Source organism: Pseudomonas brassicacearum (assembly GCF_003732225.1).
Lineage (GTDB): Bacteria > Pseudomonadota > Gammaproteobacteria > Pseudomonadales > Pseudomonadaceae > Aquipseudomonas > Aquipseudomonas brassicacearum_E.
Genome location: NZ_MOBJ01000003.1, coordinates 119,167 through 143,847, shown reverse-complemented (window position 1 = coordinate 143,847; position 24,681 = coordinate 119,167). Strand labels below are relative to the sequence as shown.

General features: G+C 58.5%; 21 protein-coding genes. 15 read left to right on the top strand and 6 right to left on the bottom strand.

What is annotated here, in order from left to right; translation table 11 throughout:
• Positions 1-129: 129 nt before the first annotated feature.
• Both BK659_RS03655 and BK659_RS03650 read right to left on the bottom strand, forming a co-directional pair.
• Entirely contained in the window at positions 130-321 is a 192-nt protein-coding gene (locus BK659_RS03655) for a hypothetical protein (RefSeq protein ID WP_019691520.1), read from the bottom strand.
• Between the two features lie 68 nt (positions 322-389).
• Complete coding sequence (locus BK659_RS03650; RefSeq protein WP_123423768.1) at positions 390-977, bottom strand: LOG family protein; 588 nt, start codon at positions 975-977, stop codon at positions 390-392.
• A 342-nt stretch (positions 978-1,319) separates the two neighbouring features.
• Between BK659_RS03650 and azu the strand changes: the two genes are divergently transcribed.
• From azu to BK659_RS03635, 3 genes are all read left to right on the top strand, one after another.
• Positions 1,320-1,766, top strand: coding sequence for an azurin (azu, locus tag BK659_RS03645; protein WP_123423767.1), 447 nt, complete (start codon positions 1,320-1,322; stop codon positions 1,764-1,766).
• 225 nt (positions 1,767-1,991) lie between these two features.
• Positions 1,992-3,656 (top strand): hypothetical protein, encoded by a 1,665-nt coding sequence (locus tag BK659_RS03640; RefSeq protein WP_123423766.1) that lies wholly within the window; start codon positions 1,992-1,994, stop codon positions 3,654-3,656.
• Between the two features lie 222 nt (positions 3,657-3,878).
• On the top strand, positions 3,879-5,486 hold the full coding sequence (locus tag BK659_RS03635; protein ID WP_123423765.1) for a hypothetical protein: 1,608 nt from the start codon (positions 3,879-3,881) through the stop codon (positions 5,484-5,486).
• Positions 5,487-5,597: 111 nt separating this feature from the next.
• On the opposite strand, the gene nadE is transcribed toward BK659_RS03635, so the two are convergent.
• From nadE to BK659_RS03620, 3 genes are all read right to left on the bottom strand, one after another.
• Positions 5,598-6,425 (bottom strand): ammonia-dependent NAD(+) synthetase, encoded by an 828-nt coding sequence (gene nadE / locus BK659_RS03630; protein WP_123423764.1) that lies wholly within the window; start codon positions 6,423-6,425, stop codon positions 5,598-5,600.
• A gap of 4 nt (positions 6,426-6,429) precedes the next feature.
• Complete coding sequence (gene pncB, locus BK659_RS03625; RefSeq protein WP_123423763.1) at positions 6,430-7,656, bottom strand: nicotinate phosphoribosyltransferase; 1,227 nt, start codon at positions 7,654-7,656, stop codon at positions 6,430-6,432.
• A 121-nt stretch (positions 7,657-7,777) separates the two neighbouring features.
• Positions 7,778-8,689, bottom strand: a complete 912-nt coding sequence (locus BK659_RS03620) for a LysR family transcriptional regulator (protein ID WP_123423762.1) — start codon at positions 8,687-8,689, stop codon at positions 7,778-7,780.
• 164 nt (positions 8,690-8,853) lie between these two features.
• Between BK659_RS03620 and amaB the strand changes: the two genes are divergently transcribed.
• The 12 genes from amaB (at position 8,854) to BK659_RS03555 (ending at position 23,358) form a co-directional block, all read left to right on the top strand.
• Positions 8,854-10,344 (top strand): L-piperidine-6-carboxylate dehydrogenase, encoded by a 1,491-nt coding sequence (gene amaB / locus BK659_RS03615; RefSeq protein WP_123423761.1) that lies wholly within the window; start codon positions 8,854-8,856, stop codon positions 10,342-10,344.
• A 155-nt stretch (positions 10,345-10,499) separates the two neighbouring features.
• A complete protein-coding gene (amaA, locus tag BK659_RS03610; RefSeq protein WP_123423760.1) occupies positions 10,500-11,783 on the top strand; it encodes an L-pipecolate oxidase in 1,284 nt (427 codons plus the stop codon).
• Between the two features lie 381 nt (positions 11,784-12,164).
• Positions 12,165-13,298 carry an ABC transporter substrate-binding protein gene (locus tag BK659_RS03605; protein WP_123423759.1) on the top strand — a complete coding sequence of 378 codons (1,134 nt, stop codon included), beginning with the start codon at positions 12,165-12,167 and terminating at the stop codon, positions 13,296-13,298.
• Between the two features lie 191 nt (positions 13,299-13,489).
• Positions 13,490-14,404 (top strand): ABC transporter permease subunit, encoded by a 915-nt coding sequence (locus tag BK659_RS03600; protein ID WP_123423758.1) that lies wholly within the window; start codon positions 13,490-13,492, stop codon positions 14,402-14,404.
• 2 nt (positions 14,405-14,406) lie between these two features.
• Positions 14,407-15,705, top strand: a complete 1,299-nt coding sequence (gene livM, locus BK659_RS03595; RefSeq protein ID WP_123423757.1) for a high-affinity branched-chain amino acid ABC transporter permease LivM — start codon at positions 14,407-14,409, stop codon at positions 15,703-15,705.
• Positions 15,702-16,577: an ABC transporter ATP-binding protein gene (locus tag BK659_RS03590; protein WP_123423756.1), complete on the top strand. Its 876-nt coding sequence runs from the start codon at positions 15,702-15,704 to the stop codon at positions 16,575-16,577. The genes livM and BK659_RS03590 overlap by 4 nt, the downstream gene beginning before the upstream one ends.
• Positions 16,574-17,290 carry an ABC transporter ATP-binding protein gene (locus BK659_RS03585; protein WP_123423755.1) on the top strand — a complete coding sequence of 239 codons (717 nt, stop codon included), beginning with the start codon at positions 16,574-16,576 and terminating at the stop codon, positions 17,288-17,290. Before BK659_RS03590 ends, BK659_RS03585 begins: the two co-directional genes overlap by 4 nt.
• Positions 17,291-18,136: 846 nt before the next feature.
• A complete protein-coding gene (gene hflK, locus BK659_RS03575; RefSeq protein WP_123423754.1) occupies positions 18,137-19,171 on the top strand; it encodes an FtsH protease activity modulator HflK in 1,035 nt (344 codons plus the stop codon).
• A complete protein-coding gene (hflC, locus tag BK659_RS03570; protein ID WP_123423753.1) occupies positions 19,168-20,049 on the top strand; it encodes a protease modulator HflC in 882 nt (293 codons plus the stop codon). The genes hflK and hflC overlap by 4 nt, the downstream gene beginning before the upstream one ends.
• Before the next feature lie 95 nt (positions 20,050-20,144).
• Positions 20,145-21,377: a TerC family protein gene (locus BK659_RS03565; protein WP_123423752.1), complete on the top strand. Its 1,233-nt coding sequence runs from the start codon at positions 20,145-20,147 to the stop codon at positions 21,375-21,377.
• 104 nt (positions 21,378-21,481) lie between these two features.
• Positions 21,482-22,252 (top strand): SDR family oxidoreductase, encoded by a 771-nt coding sequence (locus BK659_RS03560; protein WP_123423751.1) that lies wholly within the window; start codon positions 21,482-21,484, stop codon positions 22,250-22,252.
• A 197-nt stretch (positions 22,253-22,449) separates the two neighbouring features.
• The gene (locus BK659_RS03555) at positions 22,450-23,358 is read left to right on the top strand and encodes a cation diffusion facilitator family transporter (RefSeq protein WP_123423750.1); all 909 of its coding nucleotides are present in this window, start codon (positions 22,450-22,452) and stop codon (positions 23,356-23,358) included.
• Between the two features lie 93 nt (positions 23,359-23,451).
• Here the strand turns inward: BK659_RS03555 and BK659_RS03545 are convergent, their stop codons facing one another.
• The gene (locus BK659_RS03545) at positions 23,452-24,585 is read right to left on the bottom strand and encodes an AGE family epimerase/isomerase (protein ID WP_123423748.1); all 1,134 of its coding nucleotides are present in this window, start codon (positions 24,583-24,585) and stop codon (positions 23,452-23,454) included.
• Between the last annotated feature and the right edge of the window lie 96 nt (positions 24,586-24,681).

Sequence of the window (24,681 nt, the reverse complement as noted above, 5' to 3'; positions counted from 1 at the left end):
ATCGCGAGCAAGCTCGCTCCCACAAGGATTGTGGGGTACTTCAGGCTGGCCTGTGAGGGTCGGCAGCATGACTGCCGACCCTGGACACAGATCCGGTGGGTTTGATCAGAACATCAAACCCTGTGGGTCTCAGGCGTCGGGCGCCTGATCTTTCGGTGCTTCAACAGCGTCATCAGCAACCACTTCACCTTCTGCATCCGGGTTCAGTGCGCCGGCTTCTTCATCGGCGGCAGCTTTCTTGCGTTGCAACTTTTCCTCTTTCTTCTGCTCTTTGGCCAAGTCTCTTTGACGTTTGGCGAAGGAGTAATTAGGTTTAGCCATGGGCGATCCTCTGGGGTCGAAGGTGAGGTTGAGCGGCGCGTATTCTGCCTTTAAACCGGGGGCAAGGGTTAGCTGGGTTTTTGCCCGGCCCATTTTGGCTGCACCACGGGTTTCCAGGCATCGAGTGCATCCAGCAGATCTTGCGGCGATTCGCTCATTTGCAGCATGTCACGGTGATGCTCGCGAACGAAGCCTTCGCCGACGACATGATCAAGAAATGCAGTGAGTTTGCTGTAGAAACCGTTCACTTCCAGCAATCCCAGCGGTTTGCCGTGGTAACCGAGCTGGCCCCAGGTCCAGACTTCGAACAACTCTTCAAACGTGCCGAGACCGCCCGGTAGAGCGATGAACGCGTCGCTCAGTTCTGCCATACGCGCCTTGCGTGCGTGCATGCCGTCGACCACTTCCAGGCGTGTCAGACCGATGTGGCCGATTTCCTTGTTCTTCAGGCTTTCGGGAATGATCCCGATCACTTCGCCACCCGCTGCCAGCGCGGCATCGGCAACGATGCCCATCAAGCCGACGGCGCCACCGCCGTACACCAGCGTCAACTTGCGCCGGGCCAGCGCCTGGCCGAGGGCGATCGCGGCTTCCCGATACGCCGGGTTAGTGCCGGTGCTGGCGCCGCAAAATACACAAACAGACGCTAAAGACATGCCTTACTCCATGGTCAGTGATGACTTCAGAATAATGGCTGACCTTGGGCGTTCCAAGGGTTAATCCTCGTAGCGGTGGGCTTCATAGGTGCCGCTGGCGCCACAGGCGTAGGCGGCGAGCAAACTGCACAACAGGCTATTGAAGGACATGACGGGCGCTCCAGAGTGGGATGACAAACCGATCATAGGTGCGCACCAGACGTCTGGCCGGTTAATTGTTTCGATCAATGTCATAGCCTGAAAGTTGTATACAATTCTTGATGCAAGTCATAGGAACTTCCGAAAATTTCAGGCAGTCTTTACGCGATACGGATTTTGTTAACCCTGCCTTGGAGATTCACCATGTTTGCCAAACTCGTTGCGGTATCCCTGCTGACACTGGCCAGCAGCCAATTGATGGCTGCGGAGTGCAAGGTCGATGTCGACTCCACCGATCAGATGTCCTTCACCACGAAGGAGATCACCATCGACAAGAGCTGCAAAACCTTCACCGTCAACCTGACCCACTCCGGCAGCTTGCCGAAGAACGTCATGGGCCATAACTGGGTGCTGAGCAAAACCGCAGACATGGCTGGCATTGCTGGCGACGGCATGGCCGCCGGCATCGACAAGAACTACCTGAAAGAAGGCGACACGCGCATTATCGCCCACACCAAAATCATCGGTGCCGGCGAGAAAGACTCGGTGACCTTCGACGTGTCGAAGCTGACCGCTGGCGAAAGCTATCAGTTCTTCTGCTCGTTCCCGGGCCACAACTCGATGATGAAAGGCGCTGTTGTCCTGAAGTAATCAGGCAGCCCTGGCTGAAATGAAAAACGCCCCTCAGGGGCGTTTTTTTTGCTTGTGCGCGAGCAAAATTCGCTGAGTGTCCTGGCGAGATCATCCCTACCGCTGGTCGGAAACCACTGTCTACCTGTTATTTCTGACAGTGGTCAGCCCATCGGAATCGGGTGTCAGATGAGCGTCAGCCCTGCCGCTCACGTCGCGGCGACCCTTTCGAGAAGGAACTTGCCCATGACCGTTCAAGTTATCGCTCCCAAAACACGCGCTGCCATCCCGGATACTCTTGATACACCGGGCATCAGGCAATCGGATGGCATCAACCTGGATCCTATGGAGGTCCACAAAACCGGCCGATTGACCGCAGAAATAAAACGGTTGTCGCAGGGATTGTTGGAGACCGACGAGTTCTTCGTCGAACTCAGGGGCTGGAACAGCGCCGAACCGCGGGGTTCGTACACCAGCCCTACGTTGCAGTTCGGCCCGCCGAATCTCAGGACCTTGAATCTGGAACTATCGGTCGTCGCGTTTAATCTGGGTCAAAAGATGGAGGTGGAATATACGGTCAATCGTAGCGGCGAAACGTCGGTAACGTCCGAGACGCTCGAATTGAACATACTCGACCTTCAGCCTGAGGATCTGAAGACGGGCTGGATTTTCGGGAAGGATGACGACGGTAGCGGTCCCGAACTGGATCTGACCACCAACACCGAAGACCGGACGTTGCACATTGAGAACTGGCCGCTGATTGCCATAGGCCAATGGTGCTGGGTCGTGCTGAAGGGCGAGAAGGCGAATGGCGACAGCTACGATAAAACGCTGTTCAAGGGGCAAGTCGATCAGAACTGGATCACCCTGGGCTACATCGAGAGGCCAGTTCCTTACAGTGAGCTGAAGGGACTGACCAATGGATCGGACCTGACGCTCGAGTACAAGGTTGCGTTTGATCAGGTTGATGACGAGCCGGCGGCGCACGGTTCAATGGTGCGAAGCTATACCGTTAAAAGCGCCTTGGTAGTGAGGCCCGAGATCATCTCCATGACAGACCTCAACGGCGTGGAGATCCGTAATGGAGGGCACACAACCACGAACGGCGTGAAACTTAAGGGTACCGCTGCTGCCGGTCAGGAGGTCAGGGTTTTTCACGATGACTCTATGGACCCCGTCATTGCTGATAGTGACGGTATGTGGGAGTACGAGTTCAGAAAGACAAGACAGTTGGGGAGATTCGGCGCCATCGCGTCTGATGGTGCGTACTCAGCGATGTGGCTGGTTTGGTTTTGGAGAGAAGGCGTTCCCGTTATCACCCAGGTCACGGACTCCGGAGGCGAGGATATCCCGGAATACGGGGCGACGCTTGAGACTACCGTGACGTTGATGGGGACAGCCGTCCCTGATGAAGAGGTCGAGGTATGGGCCACGGGAGGTCTCAAGGAGAAAGCCAGTGTGGGCTCTGACGGGGTATGGCATTGCACCTTGACCGGGTTGAAAAAACAACTCTACATCGTTTTCGTCAAGGCACTTTATGGCCATGATTTGGAATCGTATGCCTGGCATCTAAATGCTGTGGAGGCTGGAACCCCTGTCATTACATCAGTCACTGACTCCTTCGATCGCGCTATTCCCTTTTATGGCTCGACTTATGACCAGACGGTCAAGTTAGCCGGGACAGCCAGAGACTATGGGGAACTCGAAATCTTTAGAGGGGGTACCCCCCGTGACCGCTTCAGAGCTGATGCTGACGGAGTGTGGAACTACGCATTGGCCCTCACACCTGGTGGCACTCCTCGGATCAAGGTTCAAGCGCTTTATGGGGCCGGAGCAATGTCACCTTTCATGCATCTTAGTTACTCGTCCAGTCCGGAATCCATCCCCACTGCGGTGACAGACGTCCGATGACGTTGATCAGTCGTGTCCGGTAAAACTTTCACTCTTCGAGTGGGCTTCATTGTGCCCGCCACCTGCTACGGCGCGAACGGCATCACCCACCTGCTACCGCTTGTCTGAAATCGGCATCTACCTGTTATTTCTGACAGTAGGCAGCATGGCGGAATCGGGTGCTAGATGAGCGTCAGCCCTGCCGCTCACGTTGCGGCGACTCTTGCGAGAAGGAGATTGCTCATGACTGCTCAAGTTACCGCTCCCCAAACACGCGCCCCAATCCCGGATCTCGACCAGTTGAAGCTCGAGCCGATGGCCGGTGACCATGATCTGGACTCGTTTGGCACCATCGAGAAGTTCAAGGCGCTGATACCGACGATGAAACTGCTGCCAGATGACAAGTTCTATGTCGAGATCGCGGGTGAGCCCGGTACCCCGGAAGGTGGAAAGTCCAAGAGCGTCACGTTGCCTCTGGGGCCGACAAACCCCAGGTCGCTGAATTTGGAGAAGAAGGTCGTTGCGTTCCTGCTGGGCAAAAAAATGACGGTGACGTACACCATCATACGGGACGGTGAGGACGATAAAACCTCTGAGCCGCCACTGGTTCTCAACGTGCTTCCCCTGCCGCAGAGCGAGTTGAAAGCAGCCCGAATTCTCGAGGCGCAGAACAACGGTGAGGGTGATGAGTTGGACCTTACCAACAGCAATAGTGACCGCACGCTGCGCTTGGAAAACTGGCCGCTGATTGCCGAGAAACAACTGTGCTGGATATCCCTGGATGGCAAGAAAGTCGGTGATGTCGATCACCCGCTCACCGTGCTGCAATCGGAGCCAGTGGATGGGGCCTGGATCACTCGCGGTTATCGCGAGGTGAAGGTGCCTTACGACTACTTCAGGGCGTTACTCAATGGCTCCCCGCTGAAGGTCATCGTCAAGGTCGCACTGAACCAGGAAGACGATGAGACTCAGGCGTTTGATTTCGAGGAGCGGGTTTATACCGTTAAAAATGTCGAGGTAGTAAAGCCGGTCATCACCAAGGTGACGGACTCCAACGACAACCCTGTTGTCGACAATGGCGAAACCACCGACACCACGCTGAAGCTGGAGGGCACGGCGGGCGTGGGTGTTACGGTGGAGATTTTTGTTGGCGACGATTTGAAGGACACGGTCACGGCTGTAGACGGGGCGTGGACGTACGAGTTGACTGGATTGAACCCGGACACGCACGTGATCAAGGCTATCGCCAGCGGAGAGGACTCCAATACCTGGACCGTGACGGTGAAGGCAGTAGCGGGGCAGCCATGGATACGCAGTGCCACAGACGTTGATGGCAATGACGTTCGATATGCCAGCTACACAGCTTCGACTACGGTTGAGGTAAGTGGAGAGGCGTCACCCCATCAGGAAGTCAGCATTTCTGATAATTATGGCTTTGAGGATACAGCCACCGCTGACGATAAGGGCGTGTGGAAAAAGCAACTGACAGGGCTGAAAGAAAGGCTTTACATCATCAAGGTGGCTGGTTCCAACAATACACACGATCGCAGGTTTATTGTGGTCGATCCGCGGGTCACGATCATCACCGTGGCGAGAGACTCATCGGGCAACTTTATCCCGTGGAATGGCACTACCCGTGATCGTTCGGTAGTCCTGGCCGGTACCGGAGCGGCGGGTGAGGCAATAGAGATTCGCAACAGGAATGCCGTGCTGGGCAATCCCGGAGTCAAGCCTGACGGAAGGTGGGAGTTCCCGGTGAATGGGTTGACGAGTGATATTCATGATTTCAGAGCGTTGGGTTCCTACAGCGGAGGGTTAGTGCCACATAGCTATCACTTTAGGGTTATCTGAACATAGCTCGTATATTAGCGTCGCTATCGTGGACGATCTCAATGCTATCAATGAAAAACCCACTGTGGATCACTCCCCCAGTGGGTTTTTTGTTTACGTTCCAACCACCACTTACGGCGCGAACGGCATCACTCGTTTGTGATGGGTCTTGCGATACGTATCGCAGATGATCCTGAACGCCTCTTCACGCACCGGCTCACCGTGCAGGAAAGCATCAATCTCGGCGTAGGTCACGCCGTGGGACGCTTCGTCCGGTTTGCCGGGGGACAGGTCTTCAAGGTCGGCGGTCGGGATTTTTTCCACCAGCGACTCCGGTGCGCCGAAGCTGCGGGCAATCGCGCGGACCTGGTTTTTCACCAGGCCGCTCAGCGGGGCGAGGTCGCAGGCGCCGTCACCGAACTTGGTGAAGAAGCCCATCACCGCCTCTGCTGCGTGGTCGGTGCCGATCACCAGGCCGTGGGCGGCGCCGGCGATGGTGTATTGCGCGACCATGCGCATCCGCGCCTTGGTGTTGCCCAGGACGAAATCCACCGAGACTGCGTGCTTGCCTTCGAATGCGGCGACTTCATTGGCCAGCGACTTGACCGCCGGGCCGATGTTCACGGTGTGGCGCTCATCCGGGGCGATGAAATCCACCGAGGCTTGCGCATCGTGTTCGTCGAACTGGGTCTCATACGGCAAACGTACGGCGATGAACTTGTAGCTCGCGTCACCGGTGCGCTCGCGCAATTCGCGCAGGGCGCGCTGGGCCAGCAGGCCGGCGGTCAACGAGTCGACGCCACCGCTGATGCCCAGCACCAGTGTCTTGAGCCCGGAGTCGACCAGGCAATCCTGGATAAAGGTAATCCGCCGTGTGACTTCAGCCTCCAGGGCTGCCACGTCGGCGAAAGGCGGTTGGACCTTGAGCTGTTCAGCAATCTCACGCTGTACGGCTTGCATGAATTCACTCCTTGCTTGATGTGCCAGAGAGGGCGGCAGGTACTTGAAACACATGTCGCAAATAGGCGACAAAATTCGGGTCTTTGCAGTGTGTCTTGCCTGCTTCATCGGAAATCTTGGCGACGGGTTGACCATTGCATGCCGCCATTTTAAGCACGATGCTCATCGGTTCGACACCCGGAATATCGCAGGTCAGGTTGGTGCCAATACCGAAGCTGACATTGATCCGACCGCGCAACGCCCGGAATATCTCCAGCGATTTGGGCAGCGTCAGGCTGTCGGAGAACACCAGCGTCTTGCTCATCGGCTCGATACCGAGCTTATGGTAGTGGGCGATGGCTTTTTCGGCCCAGGCAATCGGGTCCCCGGAGTCATGGCGCAAACCGTCGAAGAGCTTGGCGAAATACAGGTCGAAGTCGTTGAGAAAAGCATCGGTGGTGATGCAATCGGTCAGGGCAATCCCCAGCAGGCCGCGGTATTCGCGAACCCAGCAATCGAGGGCGGCGCTTTGGCTGTCGATCAGTCGCGGACCGAGTTGCTGGTGGGCCATGATCCATTCGTGAGCCATGGTGCCGAGCGGCTTCATGTCCAGTTCGCGGGACAGGTGCACGTTGCTGGTGCCGACGAAACGTCCGGGGAAGTCATGCTTGAGCACGTTCACCACTTCTTCCTGCACGCGGTAGGAGAAGCGCCGACGGGTGCCGAAATCCGCCACCTGCAGGTGCGAGAGTTCTTCGGCGCTGGCATTGGCGCTCAACCAGTCGAACTTGCGATAGAGCTGCTCGCGGGCCTGTTCCATGACGACTTCACGGTAGCGATAACGGTTGCGCACTTCGCTGACCACCGCCAGCAGCGGCACTTCGAACAGAATCACATGCAACCACGGCCCGCGCAGGCGGATGAACAGCTCGCCGTTCTCGATGCCGGTGTGGATATAACGCAGGTTGAAGCGGAACAATCCGAGAAAGCGCAGGAAATCCGGCTTCAGGAAGCTGATACGTTCCAGAAAGCTCAACTGATCGGCGCTTAGACTCAGTTCAGCAAGACGCTCGATCTGAAAACGAATCTCCGCCAGGTAGGGGCGCAGATCCTCACTGTTACGGCAGCGGAACTCCCATTCGACTTCAACGTTGGGGTAGTTGTGCAGCACCGCCTGCATCATGGTCAGTTTGTAGAAGTCGGTGTCGAGCAAGTTCTGCACGATGCGATCGGCAAACACACTCTCGCTCATAACGGGAATCTCCATGCTGGCCGCCGCTGATGGCAGCGACGTTTCAGCTGTTTCAATGAATGGGGCTAGTGGCGCATATCGGTGGGCTGCATTGCCAGCGTTTTTTGCATTTATACCCCGCCTACGGTGGGGAGGTGTTTGGACTATCTATCTGCTCCAGCATCCACGTCACAAAATCGCGGACCTTGGGCACTTCCGCCGAATGTTCGGGATACGCCAGGTAATAGGCATCACTGCTCGGCATCGCGTGTTGCCAGGGAATGACCAGTTTGCCGTCGGCCAATTCTTCTTCCACCAGAAACCGTGGCAACAGGGCGACGCCACAGCCGACTTGCGCTGCGCGGATGCACATATAAAAGGTTTCGAAACGCGGGCCGTGATAGCTGTGCTCGGTCTGGAATCCCTGACTGTCGAACCAATCGTGCCAGGCCTGCGGCCGCGAGGCATTTTGCAGCAATACCAGATCGCTGAGTTGCGTCGGGTCAGTAAATGGCTGCTCCGGCAGGCTACCCGGTGCACAAACCGGCACTAGCTCTTCGCCGAACAGCTTCAGGCATTCGGTGCCCGGTCGCGAACCCTGACCGAAATAGAACGCCAGGTCGCTGCGCCCTTGCAGCAGGTCGTCGGCTTCCTGCTCGTTACACAAGTCCAGATGAATATGCGGATGCCGCAGACGCCAGCCTTTAAGGCGTGGTACCAGCCAACGAGCGCCGAAGGTTGAAGGCGTAGACACGCGCAATACTTCTGTCTCGCCGCCGTAGGAGCGCAGATAGTGGGTCGACATCTCGACTTGTGTGAGGATCTTTCGCACTTCAACCAGGTACAAATCCCCGGCCGGAGTCATTTGCAGGCGTCGACGTACCCGGCGAAACAGCAGATGCTGCAATAGCTCTTCGAGTTGCGCGACCTGTTTGCTGACGGCGCTTTGGGTCAGGTTCAACTCTTCGGCGGCGCGGGTGAAGCTCAGGTGACGGGTGACCGCCTCGAAACACTGCAACGCGGTGATCGATGGCAAGTGGCGTTTATTCAGCATGGGTGGTCCCTTGTTCTTGTTGCAACGCTTTGCATGAATAAACGGAATGATATCTCGCCTAAAGGTCGTTTGTTGGCAAGTCTCAGGCCGGCTACAACTAAAGGCCTGAAGCCCCTTGTCAGCGGGCTGTGAATTTTCTGCTTTTCACGTTGAAGGAGTGACCCATGGTTGCCGCATTGCTTGATCGTTTGGGGGTGAACCCGGCCCTGTACCAGAACGGCAAACAGCCCGTGCATTCACCGATCGACGGCAGCCAGATTGCCTCGGTGAACTGGGAAGGCGCCGCTGAAGTCGAGCAGCAGGTCAGTCGCGCAGAGCATGCGTTCGACCTGTGGCGCAAGGTCCCGGCCCCACGTCGTGGTGAACTGGTGCGCCAACTGGGCGACATTTTGCGTGAATACAAGGCCGATCTCGGTGAACTGGTTTCCTGGGAAGCCGGCAAGATCACTCAGGAAGGTCTGGGTGAAGTTCAGGAAATGATCGACATCTGCGATTTTGCCGTCGGCCTGTCCCGTCAACTGTACGGTTTGACCATCGCCTCCGAACGTCCGGGCCACCACATGCGTGAGTCCTGGCATCCGCTGGGCGTGGTCGGGGTGATCAGCGCGTTCAACTTCCCGGTTGCGGTCTGGGCCTGGAACACCACGCTGGCGCTGGTCTGCGGCAACTCGGTGATCTGGAAACCGTCGGAGAAAACCCCGCTGACCGCACTGGCCTGCCAGGCGCTGTTCGAGCGCGTCTTGAAGAATTTCAGCGATGCGCCGCAATACCTCAGCCAAGTGATCATCGGTGGCCGCGATGCCGGTGAAGCGCTGGTGGACGACCCGCGTGTGGCCTTGATCAGCGCCACCGGCAGCACCCGCATGGGGCGCGAAGTGGCACCGAAAATCGCCGCGCGTTTTGCTCGCAGCATTCTGGAACTGGGCGGCAACAACGCCATGATCCTTGGCCCAAGCGCCGACCTTGACATGGCCGTGCGGGCGATTCTGTTCAGTGCGGTCGGCACCGCCGGTCAGCGTTGCACCACCCTGCGTCGCCTGATCGCCCACGAGTCGGTCAAGGAAGAGATCGTCACCCGCCTCAAGGCCGCGTATTCCAAAGTGCGCATCGGTCATCCGCTGGAAGGCAACCTGGTGGGTCCGTTGATCGACAAGCACAGTTTTGAAAACATGCAGGACGCGCTGGAACAAGCCTTGAGCGAAGGCGGCCGGGTGTTTGGCGGCAAGCGGCAGCTCGAAGACAAGTTCCCGAACGCCTACTACGTTTCGCCGGCCATCGTCGAAATGCCAGAGCAAAGCGATGTGGTGCGCAGCGAAACCTTCGCCCCGATTCTGTACGTGGTTGGCTACAAAGACTTCGCCGAAGCGCTGCGCCTGAACAACGCGGTGCCGCAAGGCCTGTCGTCGTGCATCTTTACCACCGACGTGCGTGAAGCCGAGCAGTTCATGTCGGCGGTGGGCAGCGACTGCGGCATCGCCAACGTCAACATCGGCCCGAGCGGTGCGGAAATCGGTGGCGCTTTTGGTGGCGAGAAAGAAACCGGCGGCGGTCGCGAGTCCGGTTCCGATGCATGGCGCGGTTACATGCGTCGCCAGACCAACACCGTCAACTATTCGCTGGAGTTGCCGTTGGCCCAGGGGATTACCTTCGACTGAGGCTTGAGTCAAACAAGGATCCCCTGTGGGAGCGAGCTTGCTCGCGATGACGGCAGCACATCCGACATGGAGGTGACTGGAAAACTGCTATCGCGAGCAAGCTCGCTCCCACACTGAATTGTGTGGTGGTTAGGTTTCATTTTTGGAGTCTGGCAATGCCGTTATCGGACGAATGCTTATGGGAAAAACTGACGCCGCAACGGCCTGACCGTGCGGCGCTCAAGGGTGAGGTCACGGCGGACGTTTGTGTGATCGGCGCCGGCTTTACCGGGTTGTCAGCGGCGGTGCATTTGCTGGAGCAGGGTAAAAGCGTCTGCGTGCTCGAGGCCAAGCGCTGCGGGCAGGGCGGTTCGGGGCGTAACGTCGGGTTGGTGAACGCCGGGATGTGGATTCCCCCGGACGAGATCGAAGCCGGGTTCGGCGAAGCGATCGGCAGTCAGCTCAATCGCATGCTCGGGGCGGCACCTGCCTTGGTGTTCAGTCTGATCGACAAATACAACATCGATTGCCAGTTGCGTCGCGAAGGCACGCTGCACATGGCCCACAACGCCCGTGGCGAGGCCGATCTGCGCAGTCGTGAAGAACAATGGAAACGCCGCGGCGCGCCCGTGGAACTGTTGACCGGTGCTGCTTGTGAACAAGCAACCGGGACCAAACAAATTGCCGCCGCGTTGCTCGACCGCCGCGCCGGTACGCTCAATCCAATGGCCTACACCAGCGGTCTGGCCAAGGCTGCCGCGGACCTGGGTGGTCAGCTGTTCGACCATTCAGCGGTCACCCGGCTCGAACGTCAGGGCCAACGCTGGTCGGTGCAAACCGCCGAGGGTTCGGTCATGGCCGAGCAGGTGGTGATCGCCTCCAACGCCTACACCGAGGGCGATTGGACTGAGTTGCGGCGCAATTTCTTCCCCGGTTATTACTATCAGGTGGCATCAAAGCCGCTGACCGAAGAGGCCGCGCAGCTAATCTTGCCCGGTGGCCAGGGTTCGTGGGACACCCGTCAGGTGCTCAGCAGTATTCGTCGCGACAAAGACGGTCGGTTGTTGCTCGGTAGCCTCGGTAATGGCAATCAGAAACCCACGTGGTTCCTCAAAGCCTGGGCCGACCGGGTACAGCAGCATTATTTCCCCTATCTCAAGCCAGTGGATTGGGAATGTATCTGGACCGGTTGCATCGCTTTTACCCCCGATCACTTGATGCGGTTGTTCGAGCCGGCGCCCGGTTTAGTGGCAGTCACCGGTTACAACGGCCGTGGCGTGACCACTGGCACGGTGGTCGGTAAAGCCTTTGCCGATTATTTGTGTAACGGAAATCCTCAGGCGCTACCGATTCCCTTCGCCCCCATGCAGCCATTGGCCGGGGTGGGCCTGCGCAGTTGTCTGTACGAGGCCGGGTTTTCGCTCTATCACGCGGGCCAGTGCCTGCGGATTGTCATCTGATCGAGGAAATATGTTGCGGGAAGCGGCGCTTTTCGGCGTAGCGGCTAGCCTGTAATGGTGCGTGTTGTAGCAGTTGCGCACCGGCAGTGTGCAGTTCGGTGACGCACGCTGTTACAGGCTGGTTGCACGTCGTTTGGCACCGCGGTTGCAATGATGGCGCGCTCGGGTTGCGCCTAAAAAATGAAATGGTTTCACCTTCCGCGGTTTAGACGGTTGCACGCCCAATGAAAAAGGGCCCGAAACAGTCGTAATAACAATAAAGCAGCGACTTTTTGAAGAATAAAAAACTGATGGCACGCCACTTGCTCTGCGCTTTGTAGCTGAATCAAAGCTTCCGCTGAAGTTGCTGTGCTAACTAAAAAACCTCAGGAGCACCATCACATGTCGCAGACGTTTTACAGGAAAGGTTTTCTGGCACTCGCAGTCGCTACTGCATTGGGTGTTTCTTCGTTTGTTCAGGCTGATGTCAAAATTGGTGTGGCAGGTCCGATGACCGGTCCTAGCGCTTCCTTCGGCTTGCAATATATGAAAGGTGCGCAAGCTGCGGCGGATGCAATCAACGCCAAGGGCGGCATCAACGGCGAAAAAATTGTTCTGGTCCAGGGCGATGACGCCTGCGAACCGAAACAGGCTGTGGCTGTTGCGAACAAAATGGTCCAGGACAAGGTTATCGGCGTTGTCGGGCACTTCTGCTCGTCGTCGACCATCCCTGCTTCCGAGGTCTACTCCGACGCCGGCGTCATCGCAATCACTCCGGGCTCTACCAACCCGGCGGTCACCGAGCGCGGCCTGCCTGCCATGATGCGTATGTGCGGGCGCGATGACCAGCAAGGTATCGTCGCGGGTAACTACATCGTCGACGTCCTGAAAGGCAAGAAAGTTGCCGTCATCAACGACAAGGACACCTACGGTAAAGGCCTGGCGGACGCGACTGCCAAGCAGTTGACCGCGCGTGGCGTGAAACCGGTTCTTGAAGAAGGTCTGACCCGTGGCGAGAAAGATTTCAGCGCCCTGATCACCAAGGTCCGTTCGGTAGGGGCTGACGTCCTTTACTTCGGCGGCCTGCACCCGGAAGCCGGTCCACTGGTCCACCAACTGCGCGAGCAAGGTCTGAAAGACGTCAAGTTCATGTCCGATGACGGCATCGTGACTGACGAAATGGTCACGACTGCCGGTGGTGCTCCTTACGTCGACGGCGTGTACATGACCTTTGGCGCTGACCCGCGTCTGATTCCAGACAGCAAGGCTGTCGTGGAAACCTTCCGCAAATCCGGTTACGAGCCTGAAGGCTACACCCTGTACGCCTACGCTTCGGTACAGGCCCTGGCTGCCGGCTTCAACGGTGCCAAGACAAACAAAGGCGAAGACGCTGCTAAATGGCTGAAAGCGCATCCGGTGGAGACCGTGATGGGCAAGAAGGAATGGGATACCAAGGGCGACCTGAAAATCTCCGACTACGTGGTTTACCAGTGGGATGCTGCGGGCAAATACCACCAGCTGGAAAAACAGAAGTGAGATAAGCGCATCGCCAGGCCTGGGTCTCTCGATATCCGTCGTGGGGCGCAGGTCCGGCTTTGGTCATGGGTTCTGCAATCATGCCGACCCGGTATTTTTCTTCTGAGCCACATGAACCTGGCCAGGTGCGCCTCACAAGGGCTCATCGACACCGGGTTCGCGGTGGCCTCTCAAGTTAGTGAGAGTGCATGATGGACGGTATTTTCCTGCAACAAGTTATCAACGGTTTGACTCTCGGTTCGGTCTACGGCCTGATCGCCATCGGCTACACAATGGTCTACGGCATCATCGGCATGATCAACTTCGCCCACGGCGAGGTTTATATGATTTCCGCGTACCTCGCGGCGATCAGCCTGGCTCTGCTGTCTTACTTCGGTGTCGAATCCTTTCCGTTATTGATCCTGGGCACCCTGCTGTTCACTGTCTTCGTGACGGGTGTGTATGGCTGGGTCATCGAGCGCATCGCTTACAAACCGCTACGCAACTCCACCCGACTGGCACCGCTGATCAGTGCTATCGGCGTTTCCCTGATCCTGCAGAACTACGCACAGATCGCTCAGGGCTCACGGCAACAGGGTATTCCTACGCTGCTGAGCGGTGGGCTGAGATTCGATATCGGTACCGGTTTCGTGCAGATCACCTACACCAAGATCTTCATTCTGGTCGCCGCGTTTGTCGGGATGGCCCTGCTGACCTACATCATCAAATACACCAAGTTGGGGCGCATGTGTCGTGCGACCCAACAAGACCGCAAGATGGCCTCGATCCTCGGGATCAACACCGACCGGGTGATCTCCTACGTGTTCATTATCGGTGCTGCCATGGCTGCGCTGGCCGGTGTCCTGATCACGGTGAACTACGGCACCTTCGATTTCTACGCAGGCTTCGTGATCGGCATAAAGGCCTTCACCGCTGCGGTGCTCGGCGGCATTGGTTCGCTGCCTGGCGCCATGCTCGGCGGGATCATTCTCGGCGTTTCCGAGTCGCTGTTTTCCGGGGTGATCAACTCTGACTACAAGGACGTCTTCAGCTTCTCGCTGCTGGTACTGATCCTGATTTTCCGTCCTCAAGGCCTGTTGGGTCGCCCACTTGTGGCGAAGGTGTAAGTATGTCCGACGCTAATAACAAAACTATCGATGTCAAAAAAAGCCTGATCGACACTGTTCTGGCCGGGTTGATTGCCCTGATTGTCTTCGGCCCGATCGTGGGCGTAGTACTTGAAGGTTATAGCTACAACCTGCAGCCGACGCGTGTCGCCTGGATGGTCGGGGCGGTGATGATCGGGCGTTTTGCCTTGAGCCTGTTCTTGCAGACCGCCAAGGGTGTGAAGGTTCAGCAAAGCTTCGAAGTCGTCGGCTCCGGCGTGCATGTGTTGCCGCCTGATTTCAAGTCGCGGCTGCGCTTCATCATCCCGGGTTTGATCGTGATCGCTATCGTGTTTCCGATCTTCGCCGACAAGTACCTGCTGACGGTGGTGATCCTGGGATTGATCTACGTGTTGCTGGGCCTTGGTCTGAACATCGTGGTCGGACTGGCAGGTCTGCTCGACTTGGGTTATGTGGCGTTCTATGCCATCGGCGCCTATGGCCTGGCACTGGGTTATCACTACCTTGGCCTGGGCTTCTGGACCGTGTTGCCGTTGTCGGCACTCATGGCGGCAATGGCCGGCTGCATACTCGGCTTTCCGGTGTTACGCATGCACGGTGACTACCTGGCCATCGTGACCCTGGGCTTCGGTGAAATCATTCGCCTGATACTGACCAACTGGCTGTCCTTCACGGGAGGGCCCAACGGTATGCCGGTGCCATCACCGTCGTTTCTCGGTATCGAGTTCACGCGTGTGGCGAAGGATGGCGGGATACCCTTCCATGAATTCTTCGGGACCGAATACAACCCGAACATAAAGTTCATGTTCATCTATGCCGTGTTGTTTCTCGTCGTGATGCTGGTGCTGTACATCAAGCATCGCCTGACCCGCATGCCGGTCGGGCGCGCCTGGGAGGCTTTGCGCGAAGATGAAATCGCTTGCCGCGCAATGGGTCTCAACCACGTACTGGTCAAGCTCTCGGCCTTTACCCTGGGGGCTTCCACAGCCGGTCTGGCCGGTGTGTTTTTCGCCAGCTATCAAGGTTTCGTCAACCCGACCTCGTTCTCGTTCTTCGAGTCGGCCTTGATCCTCGCCATCGTCGTGCTCGGCGGTATGGGGTCGACCGTCGGCGTGGTGATCGCCGCATTCGTGCTGACGGTCGCGCCGGAACTGCTGCGCGGCTTCGCCGAATACCGCGTGTTGCTGTTCGGCGTCCTCATGGTGCTGATGATGATCTGGAAACCGCGTGGCCTGATTCGGATCAGCCGTACTGGTGTGATCCCGCGTAAAGGTGCCTTGACTGAGAGGAGCGCGTCATGAGCGATGAAATCATTCTCTCGGTAGAGAACCTGATGATGCACTTCGGCGGCATCAAAGCCCTGAGCGACGTCAGCCTGAAGGTCAAACGCAACTCGATCTTCGCGTTGATCGGCCCCAACGGTGCGGGCAAGACCACGGTGTTCAACTGCCTGACCGGATTCTACAAAGCCTCTGGCGGGCGTATCGAGCTCAACACCCGCGGGGTGAAAACCAACGTCATCAAAATGCTCGGGGAACCGTTCAAGGCGACCGATTTCGTTTCGCCGAAAAGCTTCGTCAACCGACTCCGCTACAAGATGTTCGGTGGCACGCACCTGATCAACCGCGCCGGCTTGGCGCGGACCTTCCAGAACATTCGCCTGTTCAGGGAAATGTCGGTGATCGAGAACCTGCTGGTAGCCCAGCACATGTGGGTCAACCGCAACCTGGTGTCCGGCATTCTCAACACCAAAGGCTACCGCAAGGCTGAAAGCGATGCCCTGGACCACGCCTTCTACTGGCTGGAAGTGGTCGATCTGGTGGACTGCGCCAACCGCCTGGCCGGTGAGCTTTCCTACGGCCAGCAACGCCGCCTGGAAATCGCCCGGGCCATGTGCACCCGGCCCAAGATCATTTGTCTGGACGAACCGGCGGCGGGCCTCAACCCGCAGGAAACCGAGGCGCTCAGCGCGATGATTCGACATCTGCGCGACGACCACGACATTACCGTGGTGCTGATTGAACACGACATGGGCATGGTAATGAGCATTTCCGACCACATCGTGGTGCTGGACCACGGCAACGTGATCGCCGAGGGTGACCCTCAAGCGATCCGCAACGATCCGAAAGTGATTGCCGCCTACCTGGGTGCTGATGAAGAGGAGCTGGTATGACTCAACCGATCCTCGAACTGAAAGAGATCGACGTGTTCTATGGGCCGATCCAGGCCCTGAAGAAAGTCTCGCTGCACATCAACGAAGGAGAAACCGTCAGCCTGATCGGCTCCAACGGTGCCGGTAAATCCACCCTGCTGATGTCGATCTTCGGCCAGCCACGGGCCGCCGACGGGCAGATCGTCTACCGCGGCGTGGACATCACTCACAAGTCGTCCCACTACATCGCCTCCAACGGCATTGCACAATCGCCGGAAGGGCGGCGGGTATTCCCTGACATGACCGTCGAGGAAAACCTGCTGATGGGCACGATCCCGATTGGCGACCAGTACGCTGCAGAGGACATGCAGCGCATGTTCGAGCTGTTTCCGCGGCTCAAGGAGCGGCGTAATCAGCGGGCGATGACCATGTCCGGTGGCGAGCAACAAATGCTCGCGATCGCCCGGGCGTTGATGAGTCGGCCCAAGCTGCTGTTACTCGACGAACCGAGCCTGGGGTTGGCGCCGATCGTGGTGAAACAGATCTTCGCCACCCTGCGCGAACTGGCGGGCACCGGCATGACCATCTTCCTGGTCGAGCAGAACGCCAACCACGCGCTCAAGCTGTCCGACCGGGCCTATGTGATGGTCAACGGCCAGATCCGCCTGAGCGGTACCGGCAAGGAGCTGTTGGTGAACGAAGAGGTGCGTAACGCGTATCTCGGCGGTCACTAGTTATCTGCTGAAGTCTCCAGCCCCGACGAGCAATCGCCGGGGCTTTTTTATATCTCCAAAACACATCAACCCTTGTGGGCGCGAGCTTGCTCGCGATAGCGGTAGATCAGTCACCTCGATGCTGACTGTGCCGCCGTCATCGCGAGCAAGCTCGCTCCCACAGGGGACGGTGGTGCCCTTTCTGGAAATTGTGGAAAACAATATTTTCAACCTGCTAAAGCGCGACATAAAGCCGCTGCAAATAGCTGTTTTTCCACAGTTTTGACTTGTCCCCGTTTGCTGTGGAGCTGGCTGTGGGTAACATGGTAGCAACTGTCTGAAGGCCTTTAACGGCGTGGCTTGCAGGGTTGTGGTTGTTTTTTGATCAGGCGTTTTTACGCGGCCTTGAGTGAGCCTTGTCAACCTTTTTATTGCCGACGCCCACCGGCTGAAAAGTCGTTGCTCGGCCTGTGGATAAGTCTGTGGTTAAACTCTGGAAAGACTCGGCAAAGGGCCGTAATTACTGGCGTGGAGCCATCGCCTCGGTGACTGGTCGGTCGCACCGACCGATGCTGGCTACACTTGTCAGTGCCCAGGTCAAGCAAAAAACTTTCAAATCTGCCCGCAAAGCCTTGTAGATAGCGCGTCTCAAGGTTTGCACTTGCCCCCAAAGACTGTGGACGGGGCTGTGGATAAGGTGCGTGCAGTTGGCTACGAGCCAGAGCGGCCAAGGCCTGGCAGCAGTTGAGCGTTTTCTGTACAGCGAACATGACAGGATTTTCATTTTCGCGGTTTTGGGTTCAGGTACTCTGCGCGCCTTGGCGCCCCCGAATGGGCGCTCGTCATTTGACGACATGGAGCCATTGCATGACCGATAGCAACGCCTTTGCTCCTGCCGAACCCGTCAGCCCGACGCGCCGGTTGCGTCAACGAATCGGCTACCACCTGGCGGTGATGGATCTCGGTGGACGGGGCCTGGTATTGATCGGCGGGCTGATATTCCTGGCCTGGATCAGCTCCGGTATCTACAAGGTTCAGCCGGATGAACAGGGCATCGTGCTGCGCTTCGGGCGTTGGCAACAGACCGCTGAATCCGGGCTGCACTATCACTTGCCCTATCCTGTCGAAACCGTCCTGTTACCCAGGATCACTCAGGTCAATCAGCTGCAACTGGGCACCAGTAGCAGTGTGCAGAGCGCGGCGAGCAATGGCGCGCGCGACAAGCAGATGCTCACCGGAGATGAAAACATCGTCGAAGCCGATTGCACGGTGTTCTGGCGGATCAAGGACGCGCGACTCTACCTGTTCAAAATCAGCGACCCGGAGCGCTCGGTGAAACTCGCGGCCGAAAGCGCGCTGCGCGAGGTGATTGGGCGTACGCCGATTCAATCGGTGATGTCCGACAAGCGTGCGCAGATCGCCGATGAAACCCGGGACTTGCTGCAGCAACTGCTGGACCGCGAACAGGCCGGGATTCTCATCACTCAGGTGCAACTGCAACGGGTCGATCCGCCGCCGCAGGTGATCGATGCGTTCAACGATGTGCAGCGAGCCCGCGCCGACCAGGAGCGCGCCCGCAACGAAGCCGAAGCCTATGCCAATGACGTGATTCCCCGCGCTCGCGGCGACGCGGCGCGTATCACCCAGGAAGCCGAAGCTTACCAGGCACAAGTCGGCAACCTGGCCGAGGGCGAGGCCAAGCGGTTTCTTTCGGTCTACAACAGCTACGTGCAATCCAAAGACGTCACCGCGTGGCGCCTGTACATGGAGAGCATGGATGAAGTCCTGAAAAAGGCCTCCAAAGTCATCATCGACTCTTCCGGCAAAGGCATGTCCGGGGTGGTGCCTTACATGCCGCTGAGCGAGCCTGGCAAACCGCAGCAGAAGGACGCCCGACCATGAACCGCACCTTCAAATGGCTGGCCGCAGCCATCGTCGTGATTGCGCTTTGGGCGTTGGCCGCATCGGCCTATGTCGTCGATGAGTCGCAACAGGCACTGATCATCCGCTTTGGCGCACCGATGGGCGTGGCCGGCGAGCCGGGGCTCAAGTTCAAGGTGCCGTTCAGTGATTCCATCGTGTTCTACGACAGCCGTCTGCAAACCCTGGCCTCACCGGCCGAGCAAGTGATTCTTGGCGATCAGAAGCGTATTGAGGTCGAGACCTATACGCGTTTTCGGATCAACGACCCGCTGCGTTTCTATCAAACGGTCGGAACGCTGGACCAGGCCAATGCGCAACTGACGCAGATGGTCAGCTCTTCGTTGCGCCGAAAGCTGGGCGAGATATCGCTGCGTTCGTTGTTGTCCACGGATCGTCAGCAGGAAGTCGCGATCATCGAGAAAGACGTGGCGGACAAGGCCCGAGCACTCGGCATCGACGTGACCGAGGTGCGCCTGCACCGCGCCGATCTGCCGCTGGAGGCCAGCCAGGCGATTTACGACCGGATGAAATCCGAGCGTCAACGCGAAGCCAAGGAGCTGCGTGCGCAGGGGTTTGAATGGGCTCAGCAAATCCAGGCCAAGGCCGACCGTGACCGCACGGTGTTGCTGTCCGAGGTCCAGCGCCAGGCGGCAATCACCCATGGTGAAGCGGATGCGGCGGCCAACCAGATTCTCTCGGCGGCGTTCAGCAAAGACCCGCAATTCTACAAGTTGTACCGCTCGTTGCAGACCTACCGCCAGGCGCTGTCGGAGAGCCAGCCGATGCTGGTGTTGACGCCTGATGCGGAGTTCCTCAAGCAGTTTCGGAGCGGGCCGGCTACAACCATCGGCCGATAGGGATCACCATGAGCGACCTCCCTGCAGACCAGCGGGTTGAGCGACGCGCTGGGATAATGTTTCGATGACGCAGTCTCTTGCCGGGAAAACGCTCGATGTTATTTGACGGTGCGCTGCACGCGCTGAGTATGGTCTTTCAGGTATTCCTGCTCGACCTGATCCTGTCCGGCGATAACGCGTTGGTGATCGCCATGGCCTGCCGCGGGTTGCCACCCGAGCAGCTGCGGCGAGCCGTGTTGATCGGCACCAGTGGCGCTATCGCCCTGCGGGCATTGCTGACCACGCTGGCCGGTTGGTTGCTGCTGGTGCCGTGGCTCAAGTTGATCGGCGCCGTGCTGTTGCTGGTGATTGCAGTACGACTGCTGACTGAGGAAGAGGCCGACGAAGAGCGCAACTCGTCAGACAGTTCGCCACAGACCTTGGGTGGTGCGGTGGTCACGGTGCTGACCGCCGATCTGATCATGAGCATGGACAACGTGGTCGGGTTGGCGGCGGTGGCTCAGGGCAGTGTCTTTTATCTGGTACTGGGGTTGCTGTTGAGCGTGCCGCTGCTGATGTTTGGCAGCCTGCAGATCACCCGGTTGTTGCAGCGTCAGCCGTTGCTGGTGTCGATCGGTGCGGCACTGCTGGGCTATGTCGCCGGGGACATTGCAGTGTCTGATCCGGTGGTGGCGGGCTGGGTCAACAGCCAGTCGCCGGCGCTCAATCAGGTGCTGCCGCTGTTGTGTGCGGTGTATGTGGTGCTTCAGGCGCGGATCATTCTTCGGCAGCGTGCGCGGTTGCCGAAACCGGCCGTCAGGCAGCGGGTTGCGCCGGCTGTCGCGGTTCAGGCGCCGCCTGGCACCAAGGTTGCGTTACCGATAGTGAAGCCTGAGGTCGTACTGACTGCTCAGCCCGCGCCTGCGATTGAGGCGATTGCCGATGAGCCGCCTCGTCGCCTGGCTCGACTGTTCGGCGACTACAGTGGCTGGGTGACGGTGGTGGCGGGGCTTGTCGGTATTTTCGCGATCAGTGCTGTGTTGTATAGCCTGGTGGGCGGTTTATCGGGCGGTTTGCTGCCTGCGCCGCAAAAGGATTATGTGTATGTCTGCACCGGTGCCAGCACCACCCTTTACTATCGACCCGGCGGCAGCACGATCCGGATCGTCACGGGCGGCGGTGAAGCCACGGGTTACGTGAGGTACAAGAAAATCCTCTGGCAGAACCCGCAAAACGCCCTCAAGGAGCTGCACCTGACGCCCCCCAGCGAGGTCGAAAAAACCAGCCCCACGGTCGTCACCCTCAATGGCGGCAGCTTCTCGCAGATCCAGTGTGCGCGCAGCCTGTGACGTGAGGGTTGCTGACCCGGTTGCCGCTGCGCTCCGCGCCGGGCATGCTGCCAGTTGATTTTCTATTCCATTGGCTGCGTTTCAGCCCAAACCAGGAGAACACGATGTCCAACACCCTGTTTATTACCGGCGCGACGTCCGGTTTTGGTGAAGCCTGTGCCCGTCGTTTTGCCGAGGCCGGCTGGAAACTGGTACTGACAGGCCGTCGTGAAGAGCGTCTGAATGCCCTGTGCGCCGAATTGTCGAAGCAGACCGAGGTCCATGGCCTGGTGCTCGACGTGCGTGACCGCAAGGCCATGGAGACGGCGATTGCCAACCTGCCGCCGTCGTTTGCCACGCTGCGCGGACTGATCAACAATGCAGGCCTGGCCCTGGGCGTAGACCCGGCGCCCAAGTGCGATCTGGACGACTGGGACACCATGGTCGACACCAACATCAAAGGCCTGATGTACAGCACTCGCCTGCTGCTGCCACGCCTGATTGCCCACGGTCGCGGCGCCGGGATCATCAACCTCGGTTCCATCGCCGGCAACTACCCGTACCCAGGCAGCCACGTGTATGGCGCGACCAAGGCCTTCGTCAAACAGTTCTCGCTGAACCTGCGTTGCGACCTGCAAGGCACCGGTGTGCGCGTGAGCAACATCGAGCCGGGTCTGTGTGAAAGCGAGTTCTCGCTGGTGCGTTTTGCCGGTGACCAGGCGCGCTACGACGCCACCTACGCGGGCGCCGAGCCGATCCAGCCGCAGGACATCGCCGAGACGATCTTCTGGGTCCTCAACGCCCCGGCGCACATCAACATCAACCGTCTGGAATTGATGCCGGTGAGTCAGACCTGGGGTGGGTTTGCGATCGACCGCAGCGGTGGCAAGGCTTAAAACCGAGTCATCTTCATCGCGAGCAAGCTCGCTCCCACAGGGGATCTGCTAACACCAGAGATCAAATGTGGGAGCGAGCTTGCTCCGGGCGGCGTTCCGACGATTGCGTTCAGCCAGGCGAAAGTGCCCGTAAGGTAGACTCCTTTCCTTAAACCCCCACCGCACGCTGCGGTTTCAAGGTTTTTAAAGGAGCAAATGTGAGTAACCGAGGTGAGCAGGTACTGCTCAAACAATCGACCATCCTGATGTTCGCCGTGGCGATCGCCGCGATCGTCACGGGTTTTTTTTCTGGCTCCCAATCGATTTTGTTCGATGGGTTTTTTTCGCTGATCGCGACCTTCATCAAGGTCCTGATGCTGATCACCGCCAAGCTGATCGCCAAGGAAAGTAACCAGCGCTTTCAGTTTGGCTTCTGGCATCTCGAACCGATGGTGCTGCTGATCGAAGGCAGCTTCCTGTTGCTGATTGCGATCTACGCCTTTCTCAGCGGTATGTTCGGCATCATCAACGGTGGCCGCGAGATCGAACTGGGCCTGGTGATTCCTTTTGCGGCGGTGCTTAGCGTCGTCTGTTTCGGCTATTTCTTCTACGTCCGTTATCGCAATCGCACGTTGAAATCCTCGCTGATCCAGTTCGACAACATCAGTTGGCTGGTGGATGCAATGCTCTCGATCGGCTTGCTGGTGAGCTTCCTCACCGCGCTGCTGCTCAAGACGCAGGGCTATGGCCAATGGGCCGCTTACGTCGACCCGTTGATCCTGATCCTGCTGGCCCTGAGCATGCTCGCGCCGGCGTTCAAAATCCTCAGGCCGGCGTTACGCGATGTGCTGGGAATTGTCCCGGATCAGCTGGATGACAAGGTTCGCCAGGTGATGGATGAGGCCAGGGCCGAGCATGGTTTTGCCGACTACGTCTCGTATGTGCAGAAGCACGGGCGTGCGCGGTTCATCGAGATTCACGTGGTGTTACCGGCGGATTACCGGCTTGATGGCGTGGCCACGCTGGATGAACTGCGCGATCAGATTTCGGCGAAACTTGGCAAGCCTGACGCGGCGCGTTGGCTGACCATCAGTTTTACCGGTGATCGCAAGTGGATTGCTGGCTGAAGACCGTGTCGCTGCCATCGCGAGCAAGCTCGCTCCCACAAGGACACCGTTGAACCTGTGGGAGCGAGCTTGCTCGCGATGGCGGTCTTTCTGTCAACCGAAATACTCGGCGAGGCCGCGATAGCAGGTCGCCAAATGGTAAGGCGTGGTCGACGGCATGTCCTGGCGGCTGACCGCGCCATCCCTGTCCAGGCATTCGTACCAGCCACCAGCATGCAGGAAGCGCTGCTGCAAGGCTTTCAATTGACGCTCGAGCAAGGCTTCGCTGCCCGGACGCAAGGTCAGGGCGCGCAGGTATTCCGCCTGGGCCCAGATGCGTTGGGTTTCATCGCGAGGCCTGCCGTCCAGCTCAAGGTCGAGCATCGCTCGCACCGCCCCCGTCTGCTGATTGACGCCCAATTGCTCGGTGAACGCGAATGCGCGGGTCAGCGAGGCGTGCAGTTTTGATCCGCGCAGCGCCGCCGATGATGCCAGCAGAAAGAACCATTCGAACTGATGCCCCGGTTCAAACCAGTTATTCACAGCCCCCAGCGGTTTTTCCATCATCACCCCGTGCTGCGGGTCGATGAAGCGCTTTTGCATGGCCTCGCAGAGTGCATTGAGCGCGACCTGGGCCGGGCCATCATCGCGTACCGACAGCGTGGCGAGGAACGCTTCGGCCAGATGCATCAGCGGGTTCTGCAATGGTCCGGTGTTGAGCGACGACCAGTCGCGGTCGAGGCTGGCTTCGTACAGACCGTCGCCTGTGGCGAAACGCTGAGCGACCACTTCCAGCGCTGCATTGAGCACCGATTCCACCAACGGCTCACGAACCTTGGCCCAGTAATGGGCGCAGGCAAACAGAATGAAGGCGTGGGTGTAGAGGTCTTTACGCTGATCCAGCGGCGCGCCGTGGGCATCGATGCTGTAGAACCAGCCGCCGTGCTCGGCATCGTGGAAATACCGTTGCAAAGAGCGGAACAGCGCAGCGGCGCGCTCTTCGGCGGCCGGCACTTCACCGATCAGGCTGGCGAACAGGTACAGCTGTCGTGCGCAAGCCATGGCCCGGTAGCGTTGTGGCGGCAGTGGCCGATGCTCGGCGTCCAGCGCTTCATACGGCAGCGCCATGTCCGCGTTCCAGCCGGGCCCTTGCCAGAGCGGCACGATCACGTCCTGGAAATGCTGCTGCACAGTGGCGAACAGAGCGGTCAATTCAGGCTGGGAGGCGGAGCGGGGAGCATCGGGCATTGGCTGGCGTCGTCACGGCAGGAGTGTTTGCGCGACATGGTAGCAGAGAGGTTGCCTTGAGAGACGCTGTGTCTGTGAGACCGCTATCGCGAGCAA